This is a genomic window from Morganella sp. Je.2.23, assembly GCF_051129855.1.
Taxonomy (GTDB): domain Bacteria; phylum Pseudomonadota; class Gammaproteobacteria; order Enterobacterales; family Enterobacteriaceae; genus Morganella; species Morganella sibonii.
The window spans coordinates 198,455-220,483 of the sequence record NZ_JBCPSQ010000003.1 but is presented as its reverse complement, the minus strand read 5'-3'; the positions used below and the strand labels follow the sequence as shown (position 1 = coordinate 220,483).

General features: G+C 52.2%; 20 protein-coding genes. 10 read left to right on the top strand and 10 right to left on the bottom strand.

Going from position 1 to position 22,029, the window contains the following annotated elements:
* The first annotated feature begins 248 nt into the window (after positions 1-248).
* The gene (locus AAZR23_RS13245; protein ID WP_434693099.1) at positions 249-530 is read left to right on the top strand and encodes a hypothetical protein; all 282 of its coding nucleotides are present in this window, start codon (positions 249-251) and stop codon (positions 528-530) included.
* Between the two features lie 139 nt (positions 531-669).
* Here the strand turns inward: AAZR23_RS13245 and erpA are convergent, their stop codons facing one another.
* The gene (gene erpA / locus AAZR23_RS13240) at positions 670-1,014 is read right to left on the bottom strand and encodes an iron-sulfur cluster insertion protein ErpA (RefSeq protein WP_004235975.1); all 345 of its coding nucleotides are present in this window, start codon (positions 1,012-1,014) and stop codon (positions 670-672) included.
* 239 nt (positions 1,015-1,253) lie between these two features.
* On the opposite strand from erpA, the gene hemL reads away from it, so the two are divergent.
* The 3 genes from hemL to AAZR23_RS13225 all read left to right on the top strand — a co-directional run bounded on the left by hemL (position 1,254) and on the right by AAZR23_RS13225 (position 3,247).
* A complete protein-coding gene (gene hemL / locus AAZR23_RS13235) occupies positions 1,254-2,534 on the top strand; it encodes a glutamate-1-semialdehyde 2,1-aminomutase (protein WP_166707113.1) in 1,281 nt (426 codons plus the stop codon).
* A 159-nt stretch (positions 2,535-2,693) separates the two neighbouring features.
* Positions 2,694-2,924: a hypothetical protein gene (locus AAZR23_RS13230; protein ID WP_046895116.1), complete on the top strand. Its 231-nt coding sequence runs from the start codon at positions 2,694-2,696 to the stop codon at positions 2,922-2,924.
* Positions 2,921-3,247, top strand: a complete 327-nt coding sequence (locus AAZR23_RS13225) for a low molecular weight protein tyrosine phosphatase family protein (protein ID WP_046895115.1) — start codon at positions 2,921-2,923, stop codon at positions 3,245-3,247. The genes AAZR23_RS13230 and AAZR23_RS13225 overlap by 4 nt, the downstream gene beginning before the upstream one ends.
* 11 nt (positions 3,248-3,258) lie before the next feature.
* Here the strand turns inward: AAZR23_RS13225 and AAZR23_RS13220 are convergent, their stop codons facing one another.
* The 6 genes from AAZR23_RS13220 to AAZR23_RS13195 all read right to left on the bottom strand — a co-directional run bounded on the left by AAZR23_RS13220 (position 3,259) and on the right by AAZR23_RS13195 (position 8,874).
* Complete coding sequence (locus AAZR23_RS13220; RefSeq protein WP_434693095.1) at positions 3,259-3,708, bottom strand: hypothetical protein; 450 nt, start codon at positions 3,706-3,708, stop codon at positions 3,259-3,261.
* Positions 3,705-4,070, bottom strand: a complete 366-nt coding sequence (locus tag AAZR23_RS13215; protein ID WP_434693093.1) for a tlde1 domain-containing protein — start codon at positions 4,068-4,070, stop codon at positions 3,705-3,707. Before AAZR23_RS13215 ends, AAZR23_RS13220 begins: the two co-directional genes overlap by 4 nt.
* Before the next feature lie 226 nt (positions 4,071-4,296).
* On the bottom strand, positions 4,297-4,869 hold the full coding sequence (locus AAZR23_RS13210; RefSeq protein WP_218427545.1) for a molecular chaperone TorD family protein: 573 nt from the start codon (positions 4,867-4,869) through the stop codon (positions 4,297-4,299).
* A gap of 11 nt (positions 4,870-4,880) precedes the next feature.
* A complete protein-coding gene (locus AAZR23_RS13205; protein WP_434693089.1) occupies positions 4,881-5,783 on the bottom strand; it encodes a dimethyl sulfoxide reductase anchor subunit family protein in 903 nt (300 codons plus the stop codon).
* A complete protein-coding gene (locus AAZR23_RS13200; protein WP_434693086.1) occupies positions 5,780-6,421 on the bottom strand; it encodes a DMSO/selenate family reductase complex B subunit in 642 nt (213 codons plus the stop codon). The genes AAZR23_RS13205 and AAZR23_RS13200 overlap by 4 nt, the downstream gene beginning before the upstream one ends.
* Positions 6,418-8,874, bottom strand: a complete 2,457-nt coding sequence (locus tag AAZR23_RS13195; protein ID WP_434693083.1) for a DMSO/selenate family reductase complex A subunit — start codon at positions 8,872-8,874, stop codon at positions 6,418-6,420. Before AAZR23_RS13195 ends, AAZR23_RS13200 begins: the two co-directional genes overlap by 4 nt.
* A gap of 388 nt (positions 8,875-9,262) precedes the next feature.
* Here AAZR23_RS13195 and AAZR23_RS13190 point away from each other — a divergent pair, with 388 nt between their 5' ends.
* The 5 genes from AAZR23_RS13190 to AAZR23_RS13170 all read left to right on the top strand — a co-directional run bounded on the left by AAZR23_RS13190 (position 9,263) and on the right by AAZR23_RS13170 (position 15,677).
* Entirely contained in the window at positions 9,263-10,048 is a 786-nt protein-coding gene (locus AAZR23_RS13190; RefSeq protein ID WP_045139064.1) for an AraC family transcriptional regulator, read from the top strand.
* Positions 10,049-10,321: 273 nt separating this feature from the next.
* A complete protein-coding gene (gene fdnG / locus AAZR23_RS13185) occupies positions 10,322-13,369 on the top strand; it encodes a formate dehydrogenase-N subunit alpha (protein WP_166707107.1) in 3,048 nt (1,015 codons plus the stop codon).
* A 9-nt stretch (positions 13,370-13,378) separates the two neighbouring features.
* Entirely contained in the window at positions 13,379-14,269 is an 891-nt protein-coding gene (gene fdxH, locus AAZR23_RS13180; RefSeq protein ID WP_052926392.1) for a formate dehydrogenase subunit beta, read from the top strand.
* Positions 14,262-14,918, top strand: a complete 657-nt coding sequence (fdnI, locus tag AAZR23_RS13175) for a formate dehydrogenase-N subunit gamma (RefSeq protein WP_218427538.1) — start codon at positions 14,262-14,264, stop codon at positions 14,916-14,918. Before fdxH ends, fdnI begins: the two co-directional genes overlap by 8 nt.
* Positions 14,919-15,047: 129 nt before the next feature.
* Entirely contained in the window at positions 15,048-15,677 is a 630-nt protein-coding gene (locus AAZR23_RS13170) for a Fic/DOC family protein (RefSeq protein WP_434693077.1), read from the top strand.
* Here AAZR23_RS13170 and AAZR23_RS13165 read toward each other — a convergent pair.
* The 3 genes from AAZR23_RS13165 to hrpB form a co-directional block, all read right to left on the bottom strand.
* Positions 15,661-15,831: a hypothetical protein gene (locus AAZR23_RS13165; protein WP_166707106.1), complete on the bottom strand. Its 171-nt coding sequence runs from the start codon at positions 15,829-15,831 to the stop codon at positions 15,661-15,663. The two genes, AAZR23_RS13170 and AAZR23_RS13165, sit on opposite strands and share 17 nt — an antisense overlap.
* A 121-nt stretch (positions 15,832-15,952) precedes the next feature.
* Entirely contained in the window at positions 15,953-18,457 is a 2,505-nt protein-coding gene (gene mrcB / locus AAZR23_RS13160; protein WP_166707104.1) for a bifunctional glycosyl transferase/transpeptidase, read from the bottom strand.
* 134 nt (positions 18,458-18,591) lie between these two features.
* Entirely contained in the window at positions 18,592-21,042 is a 2,451-nt protein-coding gene (hrpB, locus tag AAZR23_RS13155; protein ID WP_434693074.1) for an ATP-dependent helicase HrpB, read from the bottom strand.
* Positions 21,043-21,134: 92 nt separating this feature from the next.
* Here hrpB and sfsA point away from each other — a divergent pair, with 92 nt between their 5' ends.
* Positions 21,135-21,845 carry a DNA/RNA nuclease SfsA gene (sfsA, locus tag AAZR23_RS13150; RefSeq protein ID WP_046895105.1) on the top strand — a complete coding sequence of 237 codons (711 nt, stop codon included), beginning with the start codon at positions 21,135-21,137 and terminating at the stop codon, positions 21,843-21,845.
* The last annotated feature ends 184 nt before the right edge of the window (positions 21,846-22,029 follow it).

Genomic DNA, 22,029 nt, shown 5'->3' with positions numbered 1-22,029 from the left:
ATAAAGTCAGAGAGGATAAATAAAAAAATAACTATAAATCAAAATAATACAATGATGCAGTACTGCATTAAAATGCCGTAAATGCGATTGATATTTAATAAATAATTAAATTAAAAACCATATAGCAATAAAAGTCCGGATTAAAAATATTAAATAATATATTTTTATTTCATTTTATTAATTCATCAGTTTATCTGACAAATAATATTAGCATTACACCGTTATATAATATAATCCGAAGTATTTAAATGCTCCCGTTTCAGCCGGAGATCCTGGTTTTTGCAGCGCAGCGGAATAAAATCATTCTGAATGACCGATTTTCTCTGTCTGAGGCCGGATATACACAATTATCCTCTTTTATTGTATGGATACAGGTTGCAGACAATAACCCTTCTTTCTTTAATGATACTTATCGGCATAAAAACAAAACGGGCGCAAAAGCGCCCGTTTTCAGGCCGTTGACAAACCCGCAGGGGGTGGCGACGACCAACAGTGGTTGTAAAAATAAACCTGGAAAATCAATTTATTGATTTTCGGCTGATAACACTTTCGGCTAATAACACTTTCGGCTGATAACACAAAGCAGGAAAAACCACGTTTTATCCTGCTTTGTCAGCAATATCAAAACGGGCGCAAAAGCGCCCGTTTTGTTTGTTGTCTGCGGATAAATCAGATACTGAAAGATGAACCACAGCCACAGGTTGTTTTGGCATTCGGGTTGGTCACGATAAACCGTGAACCTTCCAGCCCTTCGGTATAATCCACACAACCGCCGACCAGATATTGCAGGCTCATCGGATCAACCACCAGCGCCACGCCCTCTTTCTCGATGGTCATGTCGCCGTCATTGATGGCATCATCAAAAGTGAAGCCATACTGGAAACCGCTGCAGCCGCCGCCGGTGATATACACACGCAGACGCAGGTTCGGATTTTCTTCATCCGCGATTAATATTTTTACTTTTTTAGCTGCCGCATCAGTAAATTGCAGAGGCATTGCTGAATCATCGCTCATTTATTACTCCAGACTGGCCGTGACCAGTAAACACACGCAGAAGCTGACCGCTTCCGGACACTACCGGTGATTATCCACCACCTCCGGCAATCGTTCAAGTTTCGTCACACAGAAAGCACAGTATCCACATTATTAATAAGGATATAGTTATCATGAGGATAATGCGATAAGTTGGATTCACCGGCGCTCTCCTTTACAATAGCCGCAATTTCCCGCTCACCGACTGACAGGAGTCCTGCATGAGCCGTTCTGAAAATCTCTATACTGAAGCACAACATTTTATCCCGGGTGGCGTGAACTCACCGGTTCGTGCCTTTAACGGCGTCGGCGGTACTCCGCTGTTTATCGAACGCGCCAACGGAGCCTATATTTATGACGTCGACGGCAAAGCCTATGTCGACTATGTCGGTTCATGGGGACCGATGGTACTGGGGCATAATCACCCGGCCATCCGCACCGCTGTCATCAAAGCGGTGGAAAAAGGGCTGAGCTTCGGTGCGCCGACCGCCGATGAAGTGGAAATGGCCAAATTTGTCACCGAACTGGTGCCATCCATGGATATGGTGCGGATGGTAAACTCCGGCACAGAAGCCACCATGAGTGCGATTCGTCTGGCGCGCGGCTACACCGCCCGCGATAAAATCATCAAATTTGAAGGCTGCTACCACGGGCACGCTGACTGTCTGCTGGTCAAAGCCGGTTCCGGCGCACTGACCATCGGCCAGCCGAACTCACCGGGTGTCCCGGCAGACTTTGCCAAACACACGCTGACCTGCACCTACAATGATCTCGGTTCTGTCCGTGAGGCATTTGAAAAACACCCGCACGATATCGCCTGTATCATTGTCGAACCGGTCGCCGGGAATATGAACTGTATACCGCCGTCAGCGGACTTCCTGCCGGGCCTGCGCGCCCTGTGTGATGAATTCGGTGCACTGCTGATTATCGATGAAGTAATGACCGGCTTCCGTGTCGCCCTCGGCGGTGCGCAGGCACATTATGATGTTGAGCCGGATCTGACCTGTCTGGGTAAAATTATCGGCGGCGGAATGCCGGTGGGCGCCTTCGGCGGCCGTGGTGAAATTATGGAAAAACTGGCTCCGACCGGCCCGGTTTACCAGGCAGGAACCCTGTCCGGTAACCCGATTGCGATGGCAGCGGGCCTTGCCTGCTTACATGAAATCGCTCAGCCGGGTGTACATCAGCGCCTGACCGAACTGACAGATATGCTGGCAGACGGCCTGTGCGAAAAAGCCCGCGAAGCCGGTATTCCGTTTGTGGTTAACCATGTCGGCGGGATGTTCGGCCTGTTCTTTACCGATGCACCGGCAGTTACCTGCTATCAGGATGTGATGAACTGCGATGTTGAGCGCTTTAAGAAGTTCTTCCATCTGATGCTGGAACAGGGCATTTACCTGGCGCCATCCGCCTTTGAAGCCGGGTTTATGTCTGTCGCTCACAGTGATGAAGATATCCGTAAGACGATTGATGCGGCCGCTTACGCCTTCTCAAAACTGTAATACCGCATAACCCGTCACGCCCGGCATCTGTCCGGGCGTTTTTGTTTTTCGTCTTGCTTTCTTTTTTTTTCTGCTTAAAATTCCCTCTGTTAGCCCACTCTTTTTCCGTATTACCGCGGCTGCTGAACCCGGTAATTCAATTCTGAAAGAGAGAAAAAGATGGATAACACCCGAAACCGCGCCTGGCGCAGATTCAAAAACCGTATCAATAAGTCCCGTGATCAGAAGCACGATGCATCGTTATATGATTATCCGGCAGAAAAATGCTGGAAAATGATGTACGGACGCAGTGAAAAAATGATCCGGGCGGCTCAGTTGGGCATGGCATATCCGCAAATCAGTCAGGCGGTTCTGACGCGCAACGCCTGCGATGAGGAAGATAAAGTATGAATGTCCTGTTTATCTGCAGCCGCAATCAATGGCGCAGTCCGACGGCCGAACATCACTGGCGGAATCACCCGCAGTGGTCAGTTCGTTCCGCCGGTACCAGCCGCAATGCAAAACGCCGGGTTACCCCGGCGTTACTTCAGTGGGCTGATGTGATTTTTGTGATGGAGCAAAAACACAAAAACCGCCTGAAAGCGGAATTTACCCGCCTGTTGGATCACAAACCCCTTCATGTCCTTGAGATCCCGGATGATTATCATTACGGCGATCCGGCGCTGATCGCCCTGCTGGACGATCTGGTGCCACCGTATCTTTCCGCTGACTGAACCTTACCGGATCAGAATTCCCGCTGCTCTGTCAGCCAGCCGTTAAAGCGAACCGAGCACTCATCCTTGTCAGCCAGTCCGGAGGCGATAAATATATTCTTTTTATTGTCCCTGTTCACATACGTGATCCGCAAAACCAGGTTATACGCCGGGTTAGCGGTAAACAGTTTCTTATAGGATTCCGGTGAGCTTTTGGCTTTGTCTGTCAGGGCATCATAAGTTTCCTGCGCAAACTGAGAAATCAGCAATTCCCCGGCCGGTTGAGCAGACAGAATTTCTGTTTTGGTTTTGCTTTCATCGATCTGCTTTATATCAATATGAAGCGTATGCTCCATCACTATCTGCATTTCCCGGTCAACGGAACGGCCGGGTGTGCTGCATTCACTGACAATATCCGGTGCGGCAAATAACGGCGCACTGACCAGTGCTAACAGCAGCGGAGATAAATATTTCAGTTTCATTCGACAATCAGCTCCGTATCACCACTGTCCACAATTTCTTTTCTGCGGGATTTTATCAGAACAATACAGCCGGTGGATGCAGTCCCGGGATTACTGACACTGTCACCGTGGATCAGAAATCCGTCCCGCCCGCACATACTGTTACCGGCATCCGGGGTTAACCGGAGAGTATACGCACCTGCTGTATTATGTGTGAAAGGTGCGCCGATAGTGTATGTTCCGCGCGGCAGCGGCCCCTGATTAACTTTGCATTCATTGGCTGAATCATTTTTGTACCCTTCCGCACCGGCGTACTCCGCATAAAACTGATGCACGCCGTTCAGTGAAAAAGCCCGTGTTGATACATTATATTTCCATGACATTTTAGAATATTCCTTATCCGTTAAAACAAATCATCATGATAAAAGTTTGATAAATTTAAAATCTTAAAAATAATACCACCATGACAATAAATTGACAGCACAGTGCCCATACACGGTAATTTAACTTAAGGTGGATTACGCGGTGCTGTAATGAAAAAATACGCCTCCCGGAGAAAGAGGCGTATAAGATTACGAGCAATGTAATCAAACCTTATAACTGTGAATATTATACTTTTATAAATGATTGCACGGTGGTCAGCGCCAGCCGGGTCAGTGCAGAATAAAACGGGCTGTTTCCGTGGGTATCCAGCCGCTGCGCGTAACGCGGCAGCCAGTTCATCAGGTGCTGACTGAGCAGCGTGTTAACGGCCGCTGCCCGCATTTCAGAGGCCAGTACCGCCGCCTGAAATAAAATCAGCCCGACATGGTCAGCCGGTTCCGGATACGGAGTATTGAGTTTCAGCCGCTCCTGTTTTAAAAACGCACTCAGCGCAAGGGTTGAATCCCCCTGCAATAATCCTTCCGCATCCAGATATACCGACCCCCAGGGCGGAGCCGGTAACGCTCCCGGCCCGGCAAACAGTGACTGCCATGCGGATTTCAGCATTTCTGTGCCCGCTGCCGCCGTACGGCTCAGTTGCAGGCAAAGTGTGTCATCCACCTCACACGGCCACTGCTGCGCAAACCCCGGTAAGGAAAACAAACGCATGGCGGTCCGGTTGCTGTCATCATCCGGCGGGAACAGATAGCAGATCCCCAGCACGTTAAATGCAGCCGCATAGTGAGCTGTTCTGCTCATGACATCCCCCGTCAGATATGAATGTAATAGAACACATAGCGCAGCATAAACTCTGCCGCGATGGTCAGCAGACAGCCGCTGATAAATCCGCCGCAGACCGGTAAACCGCTGCGTGCTTTTTTCTGTACCCGCACCAGAGAGATACCGCAGAGTGCCACACCAATCACCGCCGCTGCCCAGACACCAATCCGCAGCCCGGCAATACTGTCATACGCCTCAATCGGTGACAGCGGAAAGGTGATTGATGTGTGTGTCAGTTGCGTACGCGTCAGGTAATGCGCATAAAACGGCTGATACAACAGGCGCCCGATCAGACTTACCGCCATCACACTCCACAGCAGCCATAATGATGATAATGACAGTGCGTCAGCAGGCAATGTAATTCCGGCCCGGTGTCCGGCTTTCCGGATCACCATCACCACCAGAACAAACAGGACGGCCCCGAGTGTCAGTGTTGTGCCGTAAAACATCAGATAGGTGTTGATATCATTCCAGGTCAGAATCGAGGTATAGCGGTAAATCGATGCCATACAAAAAATATCAGCCAGCCCGATCGCCATTGCCCCGCCGTATAACAGGAAAGAGAATTTTCCTGTCTTCCACAACCAGAGAAAACTGACACCGAGCGCACCGACAAACGCGGCTGTTACCACCACTTCCCGGCTGAGCCAGGCGCTGAACACATTATTAATCGCATTCGGGGCATTAAGCGGCACACCGAGGTGAGTAATTGATGCAACTGAGCCCGCACCGGCAATACCGCAGATAATAAAAATCGTCAGCATCATAAAGCGCTTAAAACTGTCTGCCGGGAGGCGGCGGCTGAGATGCACGGCAAACACCCCGCTCACAACGCACAGCCCCGCCGCCGCATTCATCATGTAAGTGAAAATTAAAAGTGACCACTCATTCATTTTTCTTTTCTCTCACTGTTCATATCATCAAAATTTGCGCCCTGATGCGGATTAATCACCAGATTCGGATGTGTAATTGCCGGATCCGGCAGCCCGGTCACGTAATCAAGGTCACCGTATTTCGCCCGCAATTCCTCAATAGGCCCGAACTGAATCGCCCCGAGCGGGCAGGTGCTGACACATACCGGCTGCTCACCGTTCTGCTGAAGATCAATACAGAAATCGCATTTCGACATCTGCTTTGTTTCCGGATTCATCTGCGGTGCGCCATACGGACACGACCACGCACAGGCACCGCAGCCGACACATTTATCGGTATTGACCATGACGATGCCGTCCCCTTCGCGCTTATGCATTGCAGTTGTCGGGCAGTTGCGCACGCAGATCGGGTCTTTGCAGTGGTTGCAGGAGATGGAGAGCGTATAGGCGAACACGTTATTGATCAGTGCGCCGTTTTTATTGCGGCTGTAACCACCGCCGGACATTTCATACACGCGGCGGAAGCGGCGGCCGACATCAAGATTATTTTTATCCTTACACGCCACCTGACACGCCTTGCAGCCGGAGCAGCGCGCGGAATCAATATAGAAACCTAACTGTTTGTCGCTGACTGCCGGATAAACGATAAATTTGCTCATGCTTTTTCCACCTCAACCACTTTTTCCACCTCAACTACTTTTTCCACCTCAACTAATAATGTCTGGTGCGCGTTGCCGTGGGCGAGCGCGGTACTGCGTGACGAGGTGAGCACGTTGGCACATCCGCCCTGATCGATGCCGTTACTGTCCGGCTGCCACCAGGCGCCGGCCTGTAATGCCACCACTCCCGGCATAATGCGCTGTGTGATTTTCACCGGTATCATGGTGATCCCGCGATCGTTATGCACTTTCACTTTTTCACCGTCACCGATACCGCGATCTGCCGCGTCCGCCGGGTTGATCCACAATTCCTGGCGCTGCACTTCCTGTAACCACGGGTTGGCAAACTGAGTGGAGTTCGCGCGGTTGCGCCCTTTCCAGGTGATCAGCTGTAACGGGTATCTCGCCGTGAGACTATCCTCCGGGCCCTCGGTGGCTGCCACATAATGAGACAGCGCCGGGATCTCCGGATTGTGCATGTCATACAGGCGCTTGGAGAAAATCTCGATTTTGCCGGACGGAGTCGGGAACGGGTTGTTTTCCGGATCCTGAATGTTCTGCTCAAACGCGACGTTCTGCGTATGCGGACGATGCGTTAATAAATGGCGGCGTTTAACCAGCAGTTCCGCAAATGACGGAATGTTATCTTCCGGGCGCTTTTGTGCAGCATCATTAACGAGGAATTCTATCCAGTCGCGATCCGTTTCGTGACCTTCCGTAAATTCATCACGGACCCCCAGTTTTTCAGCAACCTCACACAGCCAGTCATAATCCGTGCGACGCTCAAACTCCGGTTCAATGGCTTTTTCAGACAGGATCAGGTAATCACCGTAACTCCAGGTACCGCCGATATTCCAGCGTTCGAGGAAACTGGTTTCCGGCAACAGCAAATCGGCATATTTGGCGCTCGGTGTAAGATAGAGATCACTGCACACGATAAATTCGACTTTCGATTCATCCTCCAGCACTTTCGCGGCATGAAGAATATCGGTGTTCTGGTTGGTCATGTAATTACCCGCCATCGAGAACATCATTTTGATTCCGGTGCCGAGTTTGTCTGCATTTTTCAGCCCGTTCTCCGGGGTCACCAGGGTTTTGTCTTCGCACGCCTGCACCCAGTTGGTGATATTAATTTTGGCTTTGACCGGGTTATCAAACAGCGCCGGACCGGCGATGGTTTTGCGCAGTTCCGGGTTCAGCGCCATGCCGTAACCTGCTGCCCAGCCGCCGCGCACACCGACATTACCGGTGATGGTTGCCAGCAGCGTGGCTCCGCGCGCACTCCGCTCGCCGCAGATATGGCGCTGCGGTCCCCAGCCCTGCATCAGCACTGCCGGTTTGGTGACGGCATATTCACGCGCCAGCTGACGGATAGTCTCCGCCGGCACTTTGGTGATTTTCTCTGCCCATTCCGGGGTTTTGGCAACGCCGTCTTTTTTACCGGTCAGATACGCTGACAGCGATTCATTATCCGCGACACCTTCCGGCATCTGGTCTTCGCTGAATCCCAGGGTGTATTTATCAATAAATGACTGGTCATGAAGATTTTCTGTCACGATGACATACATCATCGCATCCATCATGGCGTTATCAGTCGTCGGCAGGATCGGTATCCACTGATCGGCCAGCGAGGACGCTGTATCGGAGTAGCGCGGATCAACGACAATAAATTTGGTGCCGTTCTTTTTCATCTTCTGAAAATAGTGGTTGCTGTGCCCGAAAATCGTTTCGTTCGGGTTATGCCCCCACAGGATCACCAGCGGCGTGTTTTCCAGGGTATCGAGCGTACTGCCGCTGGCAGCGGTTCCGTAGGTATACGGCGTGGCGGCCATGGTGTTACCGTTACTGACCGAGTGATAATTTTCCAGGAATCCGCCGGTCAGATTAAACAGGCGGCGCAGCATATTCGCGCCGGAAAAAATCCCGCCGGTCACCCCGGTACTCAGACTGACAAACCGCGACGCCGGGCCGTGTTTGTCACTGATGCGCTGCCATTCAGCGGCGATCAGACTGGTGGCCTCATCCCAGCTGATGCGCTCAAAACGTCCCTCACCGCGCTTACCGACCCGCTTCATCGGGTATTTCAGGCGATCAGGGTGATAAATAAATTTCCGGTAACCGCGTCCGCGTACGCAGGCGCGCATGATCGGCATCTCTTCATTCAGTTCCGCATCCGGACGGGTCGTGATGCGGACAGCTTTTCCGTCTTTGATATGGGCGCGGATATCACATTTCCCGCCGCAGTCAAAACTGCTGCAGGTCGGTACAATGCGCACGCCGTCATCCGCCTGATGAACCGGAATATGTGCCGGATCAGACGGCGCGGATGCAATACTTTCAGAGGCCAGAAACGGCACCGCAGATAATACGGAGCTGACCTGTATAAAACGGCGGCGGCTTATTTCGCCGGGCGCAGCGGATTTTTCATTATGGTGGCCGGATTGATGACTCATAATAGATTTACCCCGGGTGAGAAACACATTGCGGAATTTAACAATCAGAAAATAATAAATATTATTTAATTTTAAATAACCGGAAATAACATCACACCGCCGGTAATCAGTTAATAACCGGTAATAATGATAATCTGAACAAACAGAATGGCGGCAGCAAGATAGTAATAGATTAATATATTGCCGCCATGCGCAAATCAGACAACGACAATTGAATTCCGGCCTCTTTCCCGCTACTGTTAACTGAACGTTTTGTATTTGTTATCGTAAAAATACAGATGCGGCATCCGGTTCCGTTATTATCACAATAAGACCTGTTTTGCGGTGACGGGATCTGATATAACACCCGCCGGTTTTTCCTTTCAGTCAGATACGGAGCACAGCACTTATGAGAAATATTCCGTTAAAAAGCGTGGATAATATCGCGCGGGATGTCATTGCGCTCGGTACAGATTATCTGCCTGATACCCTGCTGGAATATCACGCTCACCGCCGGGCGCAGTTTTTGTATCCGGCCACCGGACTGATTGAAGTCAGTACCGCAGACGGCGAATGGGTGATCCCGCCGTCCTGCGGGGTATGGATACCGGAACAGGTCGCCCATGAAACACGGATGCTGAATGTCAGCACCCGCAGTCTGTATATCGAACCGGCAGCAAAACCGCGCCACGCCGTCAGTTGTGAGGTGGTGAGTGTTTCCCCGCTGCTGCGCCAGCTGCTGCTGGAAGCCGTGGATATCCCGGCGGAATATGATATTCAGGGACGTGACGGTATGCTGATGCAGCTTATTCTCTGCGAACTGGCGCGTATGCCTCCGCTGCCGTTTTTCGCGCCGATCCCGCGTGATGAGAAACTCGGCCGTCTGTGCAGAGAGTTTATGCGCAAGCCGGTGATTACCTCACAGCCCGGGGAATGGGCTGAACAGCTGCATAAAAGCGAACGCTCTTTCAGCCGTTTTTTCCGCACCCAGACCGGGATGTCGTTTTCAGAGTGGCGCCAGCAGGCTTGCCTGCTTAACTCGCTGTCTCATATTCTGTCCGGGAAATCGATTACCGAAGTGGCCTATGAGCTGGGTTACAACAGCGCAGGTGCATTTTCCATTATGTTTAAAAAACAGATGGGGCAATCCCCTTCCCATTTTAAAAATGACGATTCGGATATCCGCCATTTTTAAATTGTTTTTTAACAAATATAATTTTAGTATGATGTCCGGAATACATTTGATTTATTTTCCTGTTTTCTCTTTTTGTGTATTTCGTTTAATTGATCTGAATCAAATTTAAATTTACCTTACTACTACTTTGTGATTATTTACAAAACACTAAAATCTCTGATTATTAATTATTAAACATCAAAGTTCACTTTCATTGATTTCAGGCAATATAAATTCAACCTTTGCTGATATTCTCCTCACGATTTTTTACAAATAAATAAAAAAGAGGATGCGATGAATTTCAGCCGCAGACAGTTCTTTAAGGTTTGTGCCGGTGGTCTCGCCGGAACAACTGCCGCCGCTTTAGGCTTTATGCCGTCAGTAGCAATGTCCAATGTCCGGGAATACAAATTACTCCGTTCAAAAGAGACCCGTAACACCTGTACCTACTGCTCCGTCGGGTGCGGATTACTGATTTACAGCATGGGCGATGGTGCCATGAATGCCAAATCAGCAATTTTCCACGTCGAGGGCGATCCTGATCATCCGGTCAACCGCGGAGCGTTATGTCCGAAAGGTGCCGGTCTGCTCGATTATATTCACAGTGAGAGCCGTCTGCGTTATCCGCAGTATCGTGCGCCGGGTTCTGATAAATGGCAGCGTATCAGCTGGGATGACGCGTTTGAGCGTATCGCCCGCCTGATGAAAGCTGACCGTGATGCTAACTTCATTGAAAAAAACAGCGAAGGCACTACGGTAAACCGCTGGCTGACCACCGGGATGCTCTGCGCCTCAGCCGCCAGTAACGAAACCGGGATGCTGACCCAGAAATTTACCCGTTCCCTCGGGATGCTGGCAGTCGATAACCAGGCGCGTGTCTGACACGGACCAACGGTAGCAAGTCTTGCTCCGACATTTGGTCGCGGTGCCATGACCAACCACTGGGTTGATATCAAAAACGCCAACGTCGTTGTGGTAATGGGCGGGAATGCTGCGGAAGCACATCCTGTCGGATTCCGCTGGGCGATGGAAGCAAAAAACAACAACGATGCCACACTGATTGTTGTCGATCCGCGTTTTACACGGACCGCATCGGTGGCAGATCACTACATCCCGATCCGTTCCGGAACCGACATTACCTTCCTTTCCGGTGTGATCCTGTATCTGATGGAAAACGGGAAATTCCACGACGAGTATGTGCGCCATTACACCAATGCGCCGTTACTGGTCCGTGAGGATTATGCTTTCAGCGACGGTTTATTCAGCGGCTACGATGCTGAAAAACGCCGTTATGACAAAACCACCTGGAATTACCAGTTCGGTGAAGACGGTTATGCCCTGCGTGACGACACTCTGCAACATCCGCAGTGTGTATGGAATCTGCTGAAAACGCATGTCAGCCGTTATACCCCGGATATGGTAGAAAAAATCTGCGGTACACCGCAGGCAGATTTCCTCAAAGTCTGTGAGATTCTGGCGTCCACCAGCCCGGCCAACCGTGCGGCCACTTTCCTGTACGCCCTCGGCTGGACCCAGCATACTGTCGGTGCGCAGAACATCCGTACCATGGCGATGATCCAGCTGCTGCTCGGCAACATGGGTGTGGCAGGCGGCGGCGTGAACGCCCTGCGTGGTCACTCCAATATTCAGGGACTGACAGATCTGGGTCTGCTCTCCACCAGCCTGCCGGGTTATCTGACCCTGCCGTCTGAAAAACAGACCGACATCGGCAGCTATCTGAAAGCCAATACACCGAAAGCCACACTGCCGGGCCAGGTCAACTACTGGAGCAACTATCCGAAGTTCTTCGTCAGCCTGATGAAATCGTTCTACGGCGATGAAGCAACCAAAGAGAACCAGTGGGGCTATGACTGGCTGCCGAAGTGGGATCAGGCTTATGACGTGCTGAAGTATTTCGACATGATGAACAAAGGCGAAATCAACGGCTATATCTGCCAGGGCTTTAACCCGGTTGCGTCCTTCCCGGACAAAAACAAAGTGGTCAGCTGCCTGAGCAAACTGAAATACCTGATAACCGTTGACCCGCTGAGCACTGAAACCGCGAGCTTCTGGCAGAACCACGGTGATATGAATGATGTCGATACCGCATCCATTCAGACTGAGGTGTTCCGTCTGCCGTCCACCTGTTTCGCGGAAGAAGACGGCTCGATTGCCAACTCCGGCCGCTGGTTACAGTGGCACTGGAAAGCGGCGGATGCCCCGGGGGAAGCCCGTACCGATGGTCAGATCCTTGCCGGTATTCTGTGGAAAATGCGTGAACTGTATGAACAGGAAGGCGGTCAGGGTGTTGATCAGCTGATGAAAATGTCCTGGGATTACAAGCAGCCGTTTAACCCGGAATCCGACGAAGTCGCCAAAGAGAACAACGGCGTGGCCCTTGAAGATCTGTATGATGCCAACGGCAACTTACAGGCGAAAAAAGGTGAACTGCTCAGCTCCTTTGCACTGCTGCGTGATGACGGCTCAACCGCGTCCTCCTGCTGGATCTACACCGGCTGCTGGACCGAACAGGGCAACCAGATGGCGAAACGGGATAACAGTGACCCGTCCGGCATCGGTAACACCCTTGGCTGGGCATGGGCATGGCCGCTGAACCGCCGTGTGATCTATAACCGCGCCTCCGCTGATCCGCAGGGTAAACCATGGGATAAGAACCGTATTCTTATCGAATGGAACGGTAAGAAGTGGGTCGGTAACGATATCCCTGACTTCAATACCTCTGCACCGGACGCCGGTACCGGGCCGTTTATCATGCAACCGGAGGGTTTAGGCCGTCTGTTTGCCATCGATAAAATGGCGGAAGGTCCGTTCCCGGAACACTATGAACCGTTTGAAACGCCGATTGGTACTAACCCGCTGCATCCTGAGGTTGTTTCCAACCCGGCCGCCCGTATCTTTGAGGACGACAAAAAACGTCTCGGAAATCATACGGAATTCCCGTACGTCGGCACGACTTATCGTCTGACAGAACATTTCCATACCTGGACCAAACATGCGCGGCTCAATGCTATCGCACAGCCGGAACAGTTTGTGGAAATCAGTGAAACCCTGGGGAATGCCAAAGGGATCAGCAGCGGCGACAAAGTAAAAGTCAGCAGTAAACGCGGCTTTATCCGTGCGGTTGCTGTGGTCACACCGCGTCTTCAGACACTGATGGTGGATGGTAAGCCGGTCGAAACGGTCGGAATTCCGATTCACTGGGGTTTTGAGGGTGCTGCCCAAAAAGGCTTTATCAGCAATACGCTGACCCCGGGAGTCGGTGACGCCAACTCGCAAACGCCTGAGTTTAAAGCGTTCTTAGTTAACATCGAGAAGGCGTAAGGAGGAATTATGTCCATGCAATCTCAAGACATTATCAAACGTTCTGCGACCAACAGCATAACGCCGCCTCCTCAGGCCCGTGACGACAAGTTTGAAGTCGCCAAACTGATCGATGTATCCACCTGCATCGGCTGTAAAGCCTGTCAGGTGGCCTGTTCTGAGTGGAATGATATCCGGGATGACGTCGGGTTCTGTACCGGGGTTTATGATAACCCGACCGATCTCAGCGCCAAATCCTGGACTGTCATGCGGTTCAGCGAAACCAAAGAGAACGGCAAACTGGAGTGGCTGATCCGCAAGGACGGCTGCATGCACTGTTCAGATCCGGGTTGCCTGAAAGCCTGCCCGTCTGCCGGTGCCATTATTCAGTATGCCAACGGTATCGTTGATTTCCAGTCAGAGCACTGCATCGGCTGCGGCTACTGTATCGCGGGTTGTCCGTTCAATATTCCGCGTCTGAACCCGAAAGATAACCGGGTGTACAAATGTACGCTCTGTGTTGACCGGGTCAGCGTGGGCCAGGAACCGGCCTGTGTGAAAACCTGTCCGACCGGCGCTATCCATTTCGGCACCAAAAAAGACATGCTGGAAGTGGCGGATGAGCGCGTGCAGAAACTGCAAAAACGCGGCTTTGCCAATGCCGGTATCTACAATCCGGACGGTGTCGGCGGCACACACGTGATGTATGTGCTTCAGCACGCGGATAATCCGGAACTCTATCACGGGCTGCCGAAAGATCCGCAGATTGATACACCAATCGATCTCTGGAAAGGGGTACTGAAACCGCTGTCGGCTATCGGGTTTATCGCCACCTTTGCCGGACTGGTTTTCCACTACGTGGGGATCGGGCCGAACAAAGAGACGGACGATGAGGAAGAGGAGGAAACTCACCATGAGTAAGAAAAGCAAAATGATTGTCCGCACGAAATTTATTGATCGTGCCTGTCACTGGACAGTGGTGATCTGCTTTTTCCTGGTCTCCTTATCCGGTATTGCGCTGTTCTTCCCGACACTGCAATGGCTGACGGAAACATTCGGGACACCGGCGATGGGGCGTATTCTGCACCCGTTCTTCGGTGTGCTGATTTTCGTCGTGCTGATGTTTATGTTTTTCCGCTTCGTTAAGCACAACATCCCGGACAGAGAAGATCTGCCGTGGATTAAAAACATTATCGAAGTGCTGAAAGGCAACGAGCACCATGTGGCGCGTGTCGGTAAATACAACGCCGGACAAAAAATGATGTTCTGGAGCATTATGAGCATGATCTTTGTGCTGCTTGCCACCGGGATCATCATCTGGCGTCCGTACTTTGCGCACTACTTCCCGATGTGGATGATCCGCTGGAGTCTGCTGATCCACGCAACGGCAGCCATCATCCTGATCCACGCCATCCTGATCCATATGTATATGGCTTTCTGGGTGAAAGGGTCAATCAAGGGTATGGTGGAAGGTAAAGTCAGCCGCCGCTGGGCGAAGAAACATCACCCGCGCTGGTATGAAGAAGTGGAAGCCAAAGAAGCTGCTGAGGAAGCGAAGCAGAAGAAGTAATTTTCACCGGCTTTTAACTGTGAACTGCGCCGCAAACGTTCAATGCAACGAATGCGGCGCAGTTTTTTTATGGTTTAATTTCCATCTGCAATAAGGCATACCGCACAGTAAAACGGATAAATCAGCAGAATGAATAAGTATCATGTATCAAACAGTGAAGGAAAATTTGCTGCCGGTTCAGGTGATGACGTTTTGGAAAACAAGCTTCAGCTATCTGAAAACAATGATATTAATGATGCCGAATTAGTATTACTGGAAAAGCTTTATAAGTTTGTTTTCAGTACTGCATTTCCTGCCGGAAAAATTACCGTACCACTAATAAAACAATGGCATCGTCAGTGGCTGGGGAATATCTATGACTGGGCCGGGCAAATCCGGACTGTTAATATCAGCAAAGATAATTTCATTTTCGCGCCTGCAGGCAGAATTGCGGGGTTACTTTTACAATTCGAAAAGGAGTTCCTGAGCAGGTACACGCCCTGTACAGGAATGACCAGAGAACAACTGACAGAAGCGATCGCAGTCGTCCACACTGAATTTATACTGATTCATCCGTTTCGTGAAGGAAACGGCCGTTTGTCCCGCCTGATCGCTGATGTTATGGCAGTTCAGGGTGGATTACAGCCTCTGGATTATAACTGCTGGAAACAACATCCGGCACATTATATTGCTGCTATTCACGCAGCATTAAATCTGAATTACGAACCAATGAAATATTGGGTTAGTCAGGCACTTAAAAAAACTAAACCGCCAGCCTGAGGTGGGCATATTTTTCACGTTTTTTTTTCAGAGCCTCAGCCAGTTTTTGTGGCTCCTGTCCGGTTTCAACCGCTGTAGATGTTACAACAGCCCGGATTAGCTGTTCATTATCAGGCATTATCAGCTTCTGTTGTGTTTTCTTACTGTTTTTCATTTTTCCTCCGGACATATACCGCATACCTGATCATAATGCCATTACACATAATCCGCAATGGTCACTAAAAAAACAAAACCCGCCTTGCGGCGGGTTTTCAGTGCTTCTCACAGAACAGAGATTACTGTTCAAACATCTCTTTCAGCCAGCCGGGGGCTTCTTCACCCTGCTGCTGAGCCGGTACCTGCTGTCCGCACAGTGCCTGTGCATCTGTTGTCCAGACCGGTAAAGTCCGGGTGACACCGACGCCGTTGCAGACAAAGTTTCCATCTGCATCCACGGCCATCTCTGCGATATCTTCCGGCGGCGTGAGGTTCAGCGCCAGCGGCGGCTGATTGTCCAGATAACGGCCGTAGAGCACCAGCGCACCGGAACCGCCGTACAGGCCGGACGGGCTGTTATCATCCAGACCCATCCAGGATACGGTGACTTCTTTGCCGTCGATACCGACAAACCAGCTGTCACGCATCAGGTTCGTGGTCCCGGTTTTCCCGGCCAGATGGTATTTACCGAATTTAGATCCCAGGCGACGCGCTGCGGTACCGCGTTCCACCACCTGCTGCATGCCGTAGAGCGTCATATAAGCCGCCTGCGGAGCCACGGCGCGCTGCGCCTGCGGGAAGCTCTGGTAAATCACCGTACCGTCTTCCGCAATCACTGAACGCAGTGCGGACAGTGTCGCGCGGTTACCGCCGCTGCCGATGGTCTGGAACAGCTGAGAAACCTGCAATGGCGTCAGGTTTACCGCGCCGAGCAGCATCGCCGGAACTTTCTGGATATTTTTCGGCGGTGCGCCAAGGCGGATAAAGGTATCCGCTACCGCATCCAGGCCAACCGCCATACCGAGGTTAACCGTCGGCACGTTGATAGAGCGCGCCAGACCATCCACCAGCATCACACGGCCGCTGAAGGTTTTGCTGTCGTTACGCGGTGACCAGGTCCCGCCGCCGCCCGGCACGTTAATGGTCAGCGGCTGATCGTCCAGCCAGGTATTCAGACGGTAAGAGTCGGGAATACCGAGCGCGGTAAGATAGGTCATCGGTTTTGCCAGTGAGCCGATAGAGCGCTCCGCTGCCATCGCGCGGTTAAACCCGGCAAACTGCGGCTGGGAACCGCCGACCATCGCGCGGACTTCGCCGCTGATGCGGTCAACCACCACCATCGCGCCTTCCAGCTCCGGCTTTTTACGTTCCGCACGGATGGCTTTCACGCCCTCTTCAACCGCATTTTCTGCCGCATCCTGTGAAACCGGATCAAGCGTGGTGAAGATTTTCACCCCGGACAGATCATCCACTTTATCGCCGAGCTTCTCGCGCAGTTCCTGGCGAACCAGCTGCATAAACGCAGGCTGCGGCGTGATCACACCACTTTTCTCTTTCACACCCAGCGGACGTGCGCTCAGGACATCATACATTTCCTGATCGATCACACCGCCCTGGGTTTGCAGGAGTTTCAGTACCACGTTACGACGCTCAAGCGCATTTTTCGGGTTACGCCACGGGTTATAGACTGACGCCCCTTTCACCATACCCACCAGCAGTGCCACCTGGTCGAGGCTCAGCTCATCCACCGGACGGCCGAAATAATAGAGGCTCGCCAGCGGGAAGCCGCGGATCTGTTCATCCCCGCTCTGCCCCAGATAGACTTCGTTGAGGTACAGTTCCAGGATACGGTCTTTGTCGTAGCGGTAATCCATAATGAGCGCCATATAGGCTTCATTGGCTTTACGCACCAGTGTCCGTTCGTTGGATAAGAACAGGTTTTTCACCAGCTGCTGTGTCAGGGTACTGCCGCCCTGCACCGCACGTCCCGCCGTCAGGTTTGCCAGCAGGGCACGTCCGATGGAGGTGATGCTGATACCGTCATGTTCATAGAAGTTGCGGTCTTCGGTCACCAGCAGGGCTTTGACCAGCTCATCCGGGAAGCCGCTGCGGGCCAGGAACAGACGCTGCTCACCATTCGCGGACTGCATCATGGTGATCAGTTTCGGATCGAGGCGGAAGAAACCGAATTCGCGGCCGTTATCCACGTTTTCTATTTTTTCCAGTCCGCTGCTGCCGAAGGTCAGACGGGCATTGATCTGCCCCTCTTTGCTGTCCGGGAAATCAAACGGGCGGCGCAGCATCTGAATGGTATTACCGGTCACAGAAAACTCACCGGCACGGGTGATTTTAGTGACTTTGCGGTACTGCATGCCTTCCAGCAGTTTAACCATCTCATTCAGGCTGTAATCCATACCAGGCTCAAGGTTAACGGTGCGTCCGTAAACCGCGGCAGGCAGATCCCAGACTTTGCCGTCCAGGCGGTCACTGATTTTTCCGGCCAGATAAACGCCGTAGATCCCCAGCAGGATAGCCATCACAATGCCGAGTTTGACCAGGAACCAGAACCAGCGCCAGCGTCGTTTAGGCGGCTTGTTTTTGCGCCCTTTTTTACTCATGCGCGCAGTATCCTCTTCATCGTCATAATCATCATCCGGCTCGTCATCACCAAATTCATCATCGTATTCAATATCATCGTCATAATCCTCATCCCGGCGGCGACGGCGGTCTGAGCGCCCTCTTTTTTTACCGGCAGAGGCTTTACTGCCCCTGCGGCCGGTGGGTTCACGATCAAAATCAGACATGGTCTCTCCCGTCAGTCTGTCTGCCGCACAGTGATGTGCCGGGCGGGACAGGCGGTTATTTCATCAGTCGCTATTGTCGCCGATTCCGGCAACAGACACAGTAAAAATCCGTTAAACAAAGGCTATCTTTGCATTTACATAAACTTTTTTACACGCTTTGTCGGCAGTGCGTTTGCCGGATCATCCGGCCAGAAATGTTTGGGATAACGCCCTTTCATCTCTTTCTGCACATCCCGGTAACTCCCGCCCCAGAAGGCTTTCAGGTCAGCGGTCACCTGCAGCGGGCGGTGTGCGGGGGATAGCAGACTGACCGTCACCGGCACTCTTCCCTGCGCCACCACCGGCGTTTCACGGACACCATACATCTCCTGAATCCGGACTGCCATCACCGGCGGTTTATCCGCGGCATATTCTACAGGTATCCGGGTCCCGGTGGGTACTTCAAAATGACGCGGGAACTGTGCATCCAGCCATTGCTGCTGTGACCAGTCCATCCGCTGACGCAGCGCGCCGCACAGATCCAGCTTTGCCAGCTGCTGCTGATTGCGCACCCCGGTCAGATACGGCGACAACCACGTCTCAAGCGTGGCGAGCAGTGTATCATTATCTGCGGCAGGCAGTGTCTGTTCCGGAAACAGATCGTGTGCCAGCTGCTGGCGGATAAGCAACTGCTCACAGGCGTCACTGAACGGCAGAACAGATAATCCCTGTTCGCGGATCCAGCTGAGCAGGGCTTCGCGGACAACCTCATCAGACGGTGCCGCCAGCGGTTTGCGCTCAATAATCAGCTGCCCGCAGGTGACCGCCTGCCATGCCTGCCAGCTGCCTTTGTTTTCATCACGGGTAAGACGATTTTCGGTTTTCAGCAGATGCGGTGCCATTTCTGTCAGCTGTGACAGCGCAAACGGCACTGCTTTCAGTATCCGCGCATTGGCCTGCTGATCATTTTGCAGGATCAGCGGGGCGATAAGCCCCGGCTCATTACCCAGCGGGCTGCTTTCATCTGTAACAGCGCCGGTGCCGTTTGCCAGCAGAAAAGCACCACCGCGCCCCCGGCTTCCGGCAATTCTGTCCGGAAAGCCCTGTAATAAGGTGCGGCACAACCAGCCGCTGTCCGGATCATGTGCCGGTTTTCTGACCGGCAGACCGGCCGCCTGTAATAACTGATGCGCCCGCTTATCCCAGCGGGCGGACGGGTGTGTCAGGTCATGCAGCAGATTACCGCTTCCCTCGCGGGATGGCTCTTCCAGCGCCGCAATCAGCCTGGCGGCGTAATATATCTGCGCCGGTTCTTTATTAAGTGTGTACAGCCACAATGCGGAGAGGCGCGGTTCCGTCCCGGAAGCCGCCATCGCCTCACCTTTGGCGGTCAGTCCGCCCTGCGGCAGCAGACAGCCCATTTCTGTCAGTAATTTTTTCGCCACCTGTACCGCCACGGCGGGCGGGGTATCAAGCCAGGAGAGCTGAGATACTTCGCGGCAACCCCACTGCGCCAGATTCAGCATCAGCCCGGCCAGGTCACTGTGACAGATTTCCGGTTCACTGTGGGCAGCAGCGCGTTCCGCTTCTGCCTGACCGCAGAGGTGCAGACAGATCCCCGGGGCAAGACGTCCGGCCCGACCTGCACGCTGCGTCATTGATGAGCGGCTGATACGGCTGCGCACCAGACGGGTCAGCCCGCTGCGCGGATCAAACTGCGCAGTTTTTTCCAGACAACTGTCCACTACCAGCGTCACACCTTCGATGGTCAGACTGGTTTCGGCGATATTGGTGGCCAGCACGATTTTGCGCATACCGGGCGGCGGCGGTTCAATCGCCTGCTGCTGCTCTTTCAGGGAAAGTGCACCGTACAGCGGGCAGATAAGCGTATCCGCACCGGTTTTACCGGTCAGTTGTTCCTGTAACCGGCAGATTTCCGCCTGCCCCGGCAGAAATACCAGCACGGAGCCTTCCTCCTGCTGATACAGCTGCAACACCGCACGGGCGACCTCACCGATAAAAGGCTGATGTGTACTGAGCGGCTGATAGCGTCTCTCCACCGGAAAAGCGCGCCCCTCTGCGGTGATCACTTCTGCCTGCGGCAGCAGAGAGAGCAGTTGTTCATTATCCAGGGTCGCGGACATCACCAGCAGACGCAGATCATCACGCAGCGAGGACTGCACATCCAGCAGCAGGGCAAGGGCGAGGTCGGCCTGTAAATTACGTTCATGGAATTCATCCAGAATAATGATACCAACTTCGGATAATTCCGGATCCTGCTGTAACATTCTGACCAGAATTCCCTCAGTAACAACTTCAAACCGGGTGGCGGCACTGACCCGGGTTTCGCCGCGCATCCGGTAACCGACCGTTTCCCCCGGACGTTCGCCGAGCTGTGACGCCAGACGGTGTGCCACGCTGCGGGCCGCGATACGACGGGGTTCCAGCATGATAATCCGCCCGGTGACAGAAGCATCTTTCAGCATCAGCAGCGGCAGAATAGTGGATTTCCCGCTGCCGGTGGGTGCCTGTAACAACACCTGCGGGGCACTTCTCAGTGCCGTACTGAGTGCCGGATAAATGTTACAAACGGGGGAATATGTCACAAAAACCTCATCATTATCTGCTTAACTTTCGACGCACAACATTGTAGCATTGCCGCCCCCTGAAAAGTGCAGTCACATTGACAGGAGTTATGATGGAATTTCATCCCCCGTTACAGGCGGGTACACTGGTACAGCGTTATAAACGTTTTCTTGCGGATATTATCACGCAGGACGGCCGCACAATTACTATTCATTGTGCCAATACCGGTGCGATGACGGGTTGTGCCACGCCGGGTGATACCGTCTGGTATTCCGAATCCGCTAATGCGAAACGCAAGTATCCGTACAGCTGGGAACTGACACAAACACAGGCCGGGCATCTGATTTGCGTGAATACCCAGCAGGCAAACCGGCTTGTGGCAGAGGCCATTGCGCAGAACCGAATCCCGGAACTTGCCGGGTATCAGACGCTCACGCAGGAAGTAAGATACGGCAGCGAAAACAGCCGGATTGATTTTTTACTGACGGACCCGGAGAAAAAGCCCTGCTATGCGGAGGTGAAATCCGTCACGCTGCTGGAAAACGGACACGGTTATTTTCCCGACACCGTAACTTTACGTGGACAAAAACACGTACGTGAGTTACAAGCAATTGCTGAAGCGGGAAATCGTGCTGTTCTGTTTTTTGCTGTACTGCATTCAGGGATTGAGGCCGTATCGGATGCAGCACACATTGATAAAAAATATTCATCACTTTTGCAGAAAGCGTCACAATCCGGAACAGAGATTATTTGCTACAGAATGCGGATAACACCGGATGGCATCACTGCCGGAGAAAAGATACCCTTCTCATTCATGGGGTGAATATCAATTTTTTTAATAATAAATAGGATGTTTTGTAAGTTTCGGAGTAAATAAACACGCGGTTCTTCACACCTTACAAAACTAATGAGATCAAGGGTTGCATTATCCATAATCATCTGCTATCTATAGCGGCCTATTTTTCCCCTCTAAGGGATATTGTCAGACATGCGTGTGTAGGAGAAGC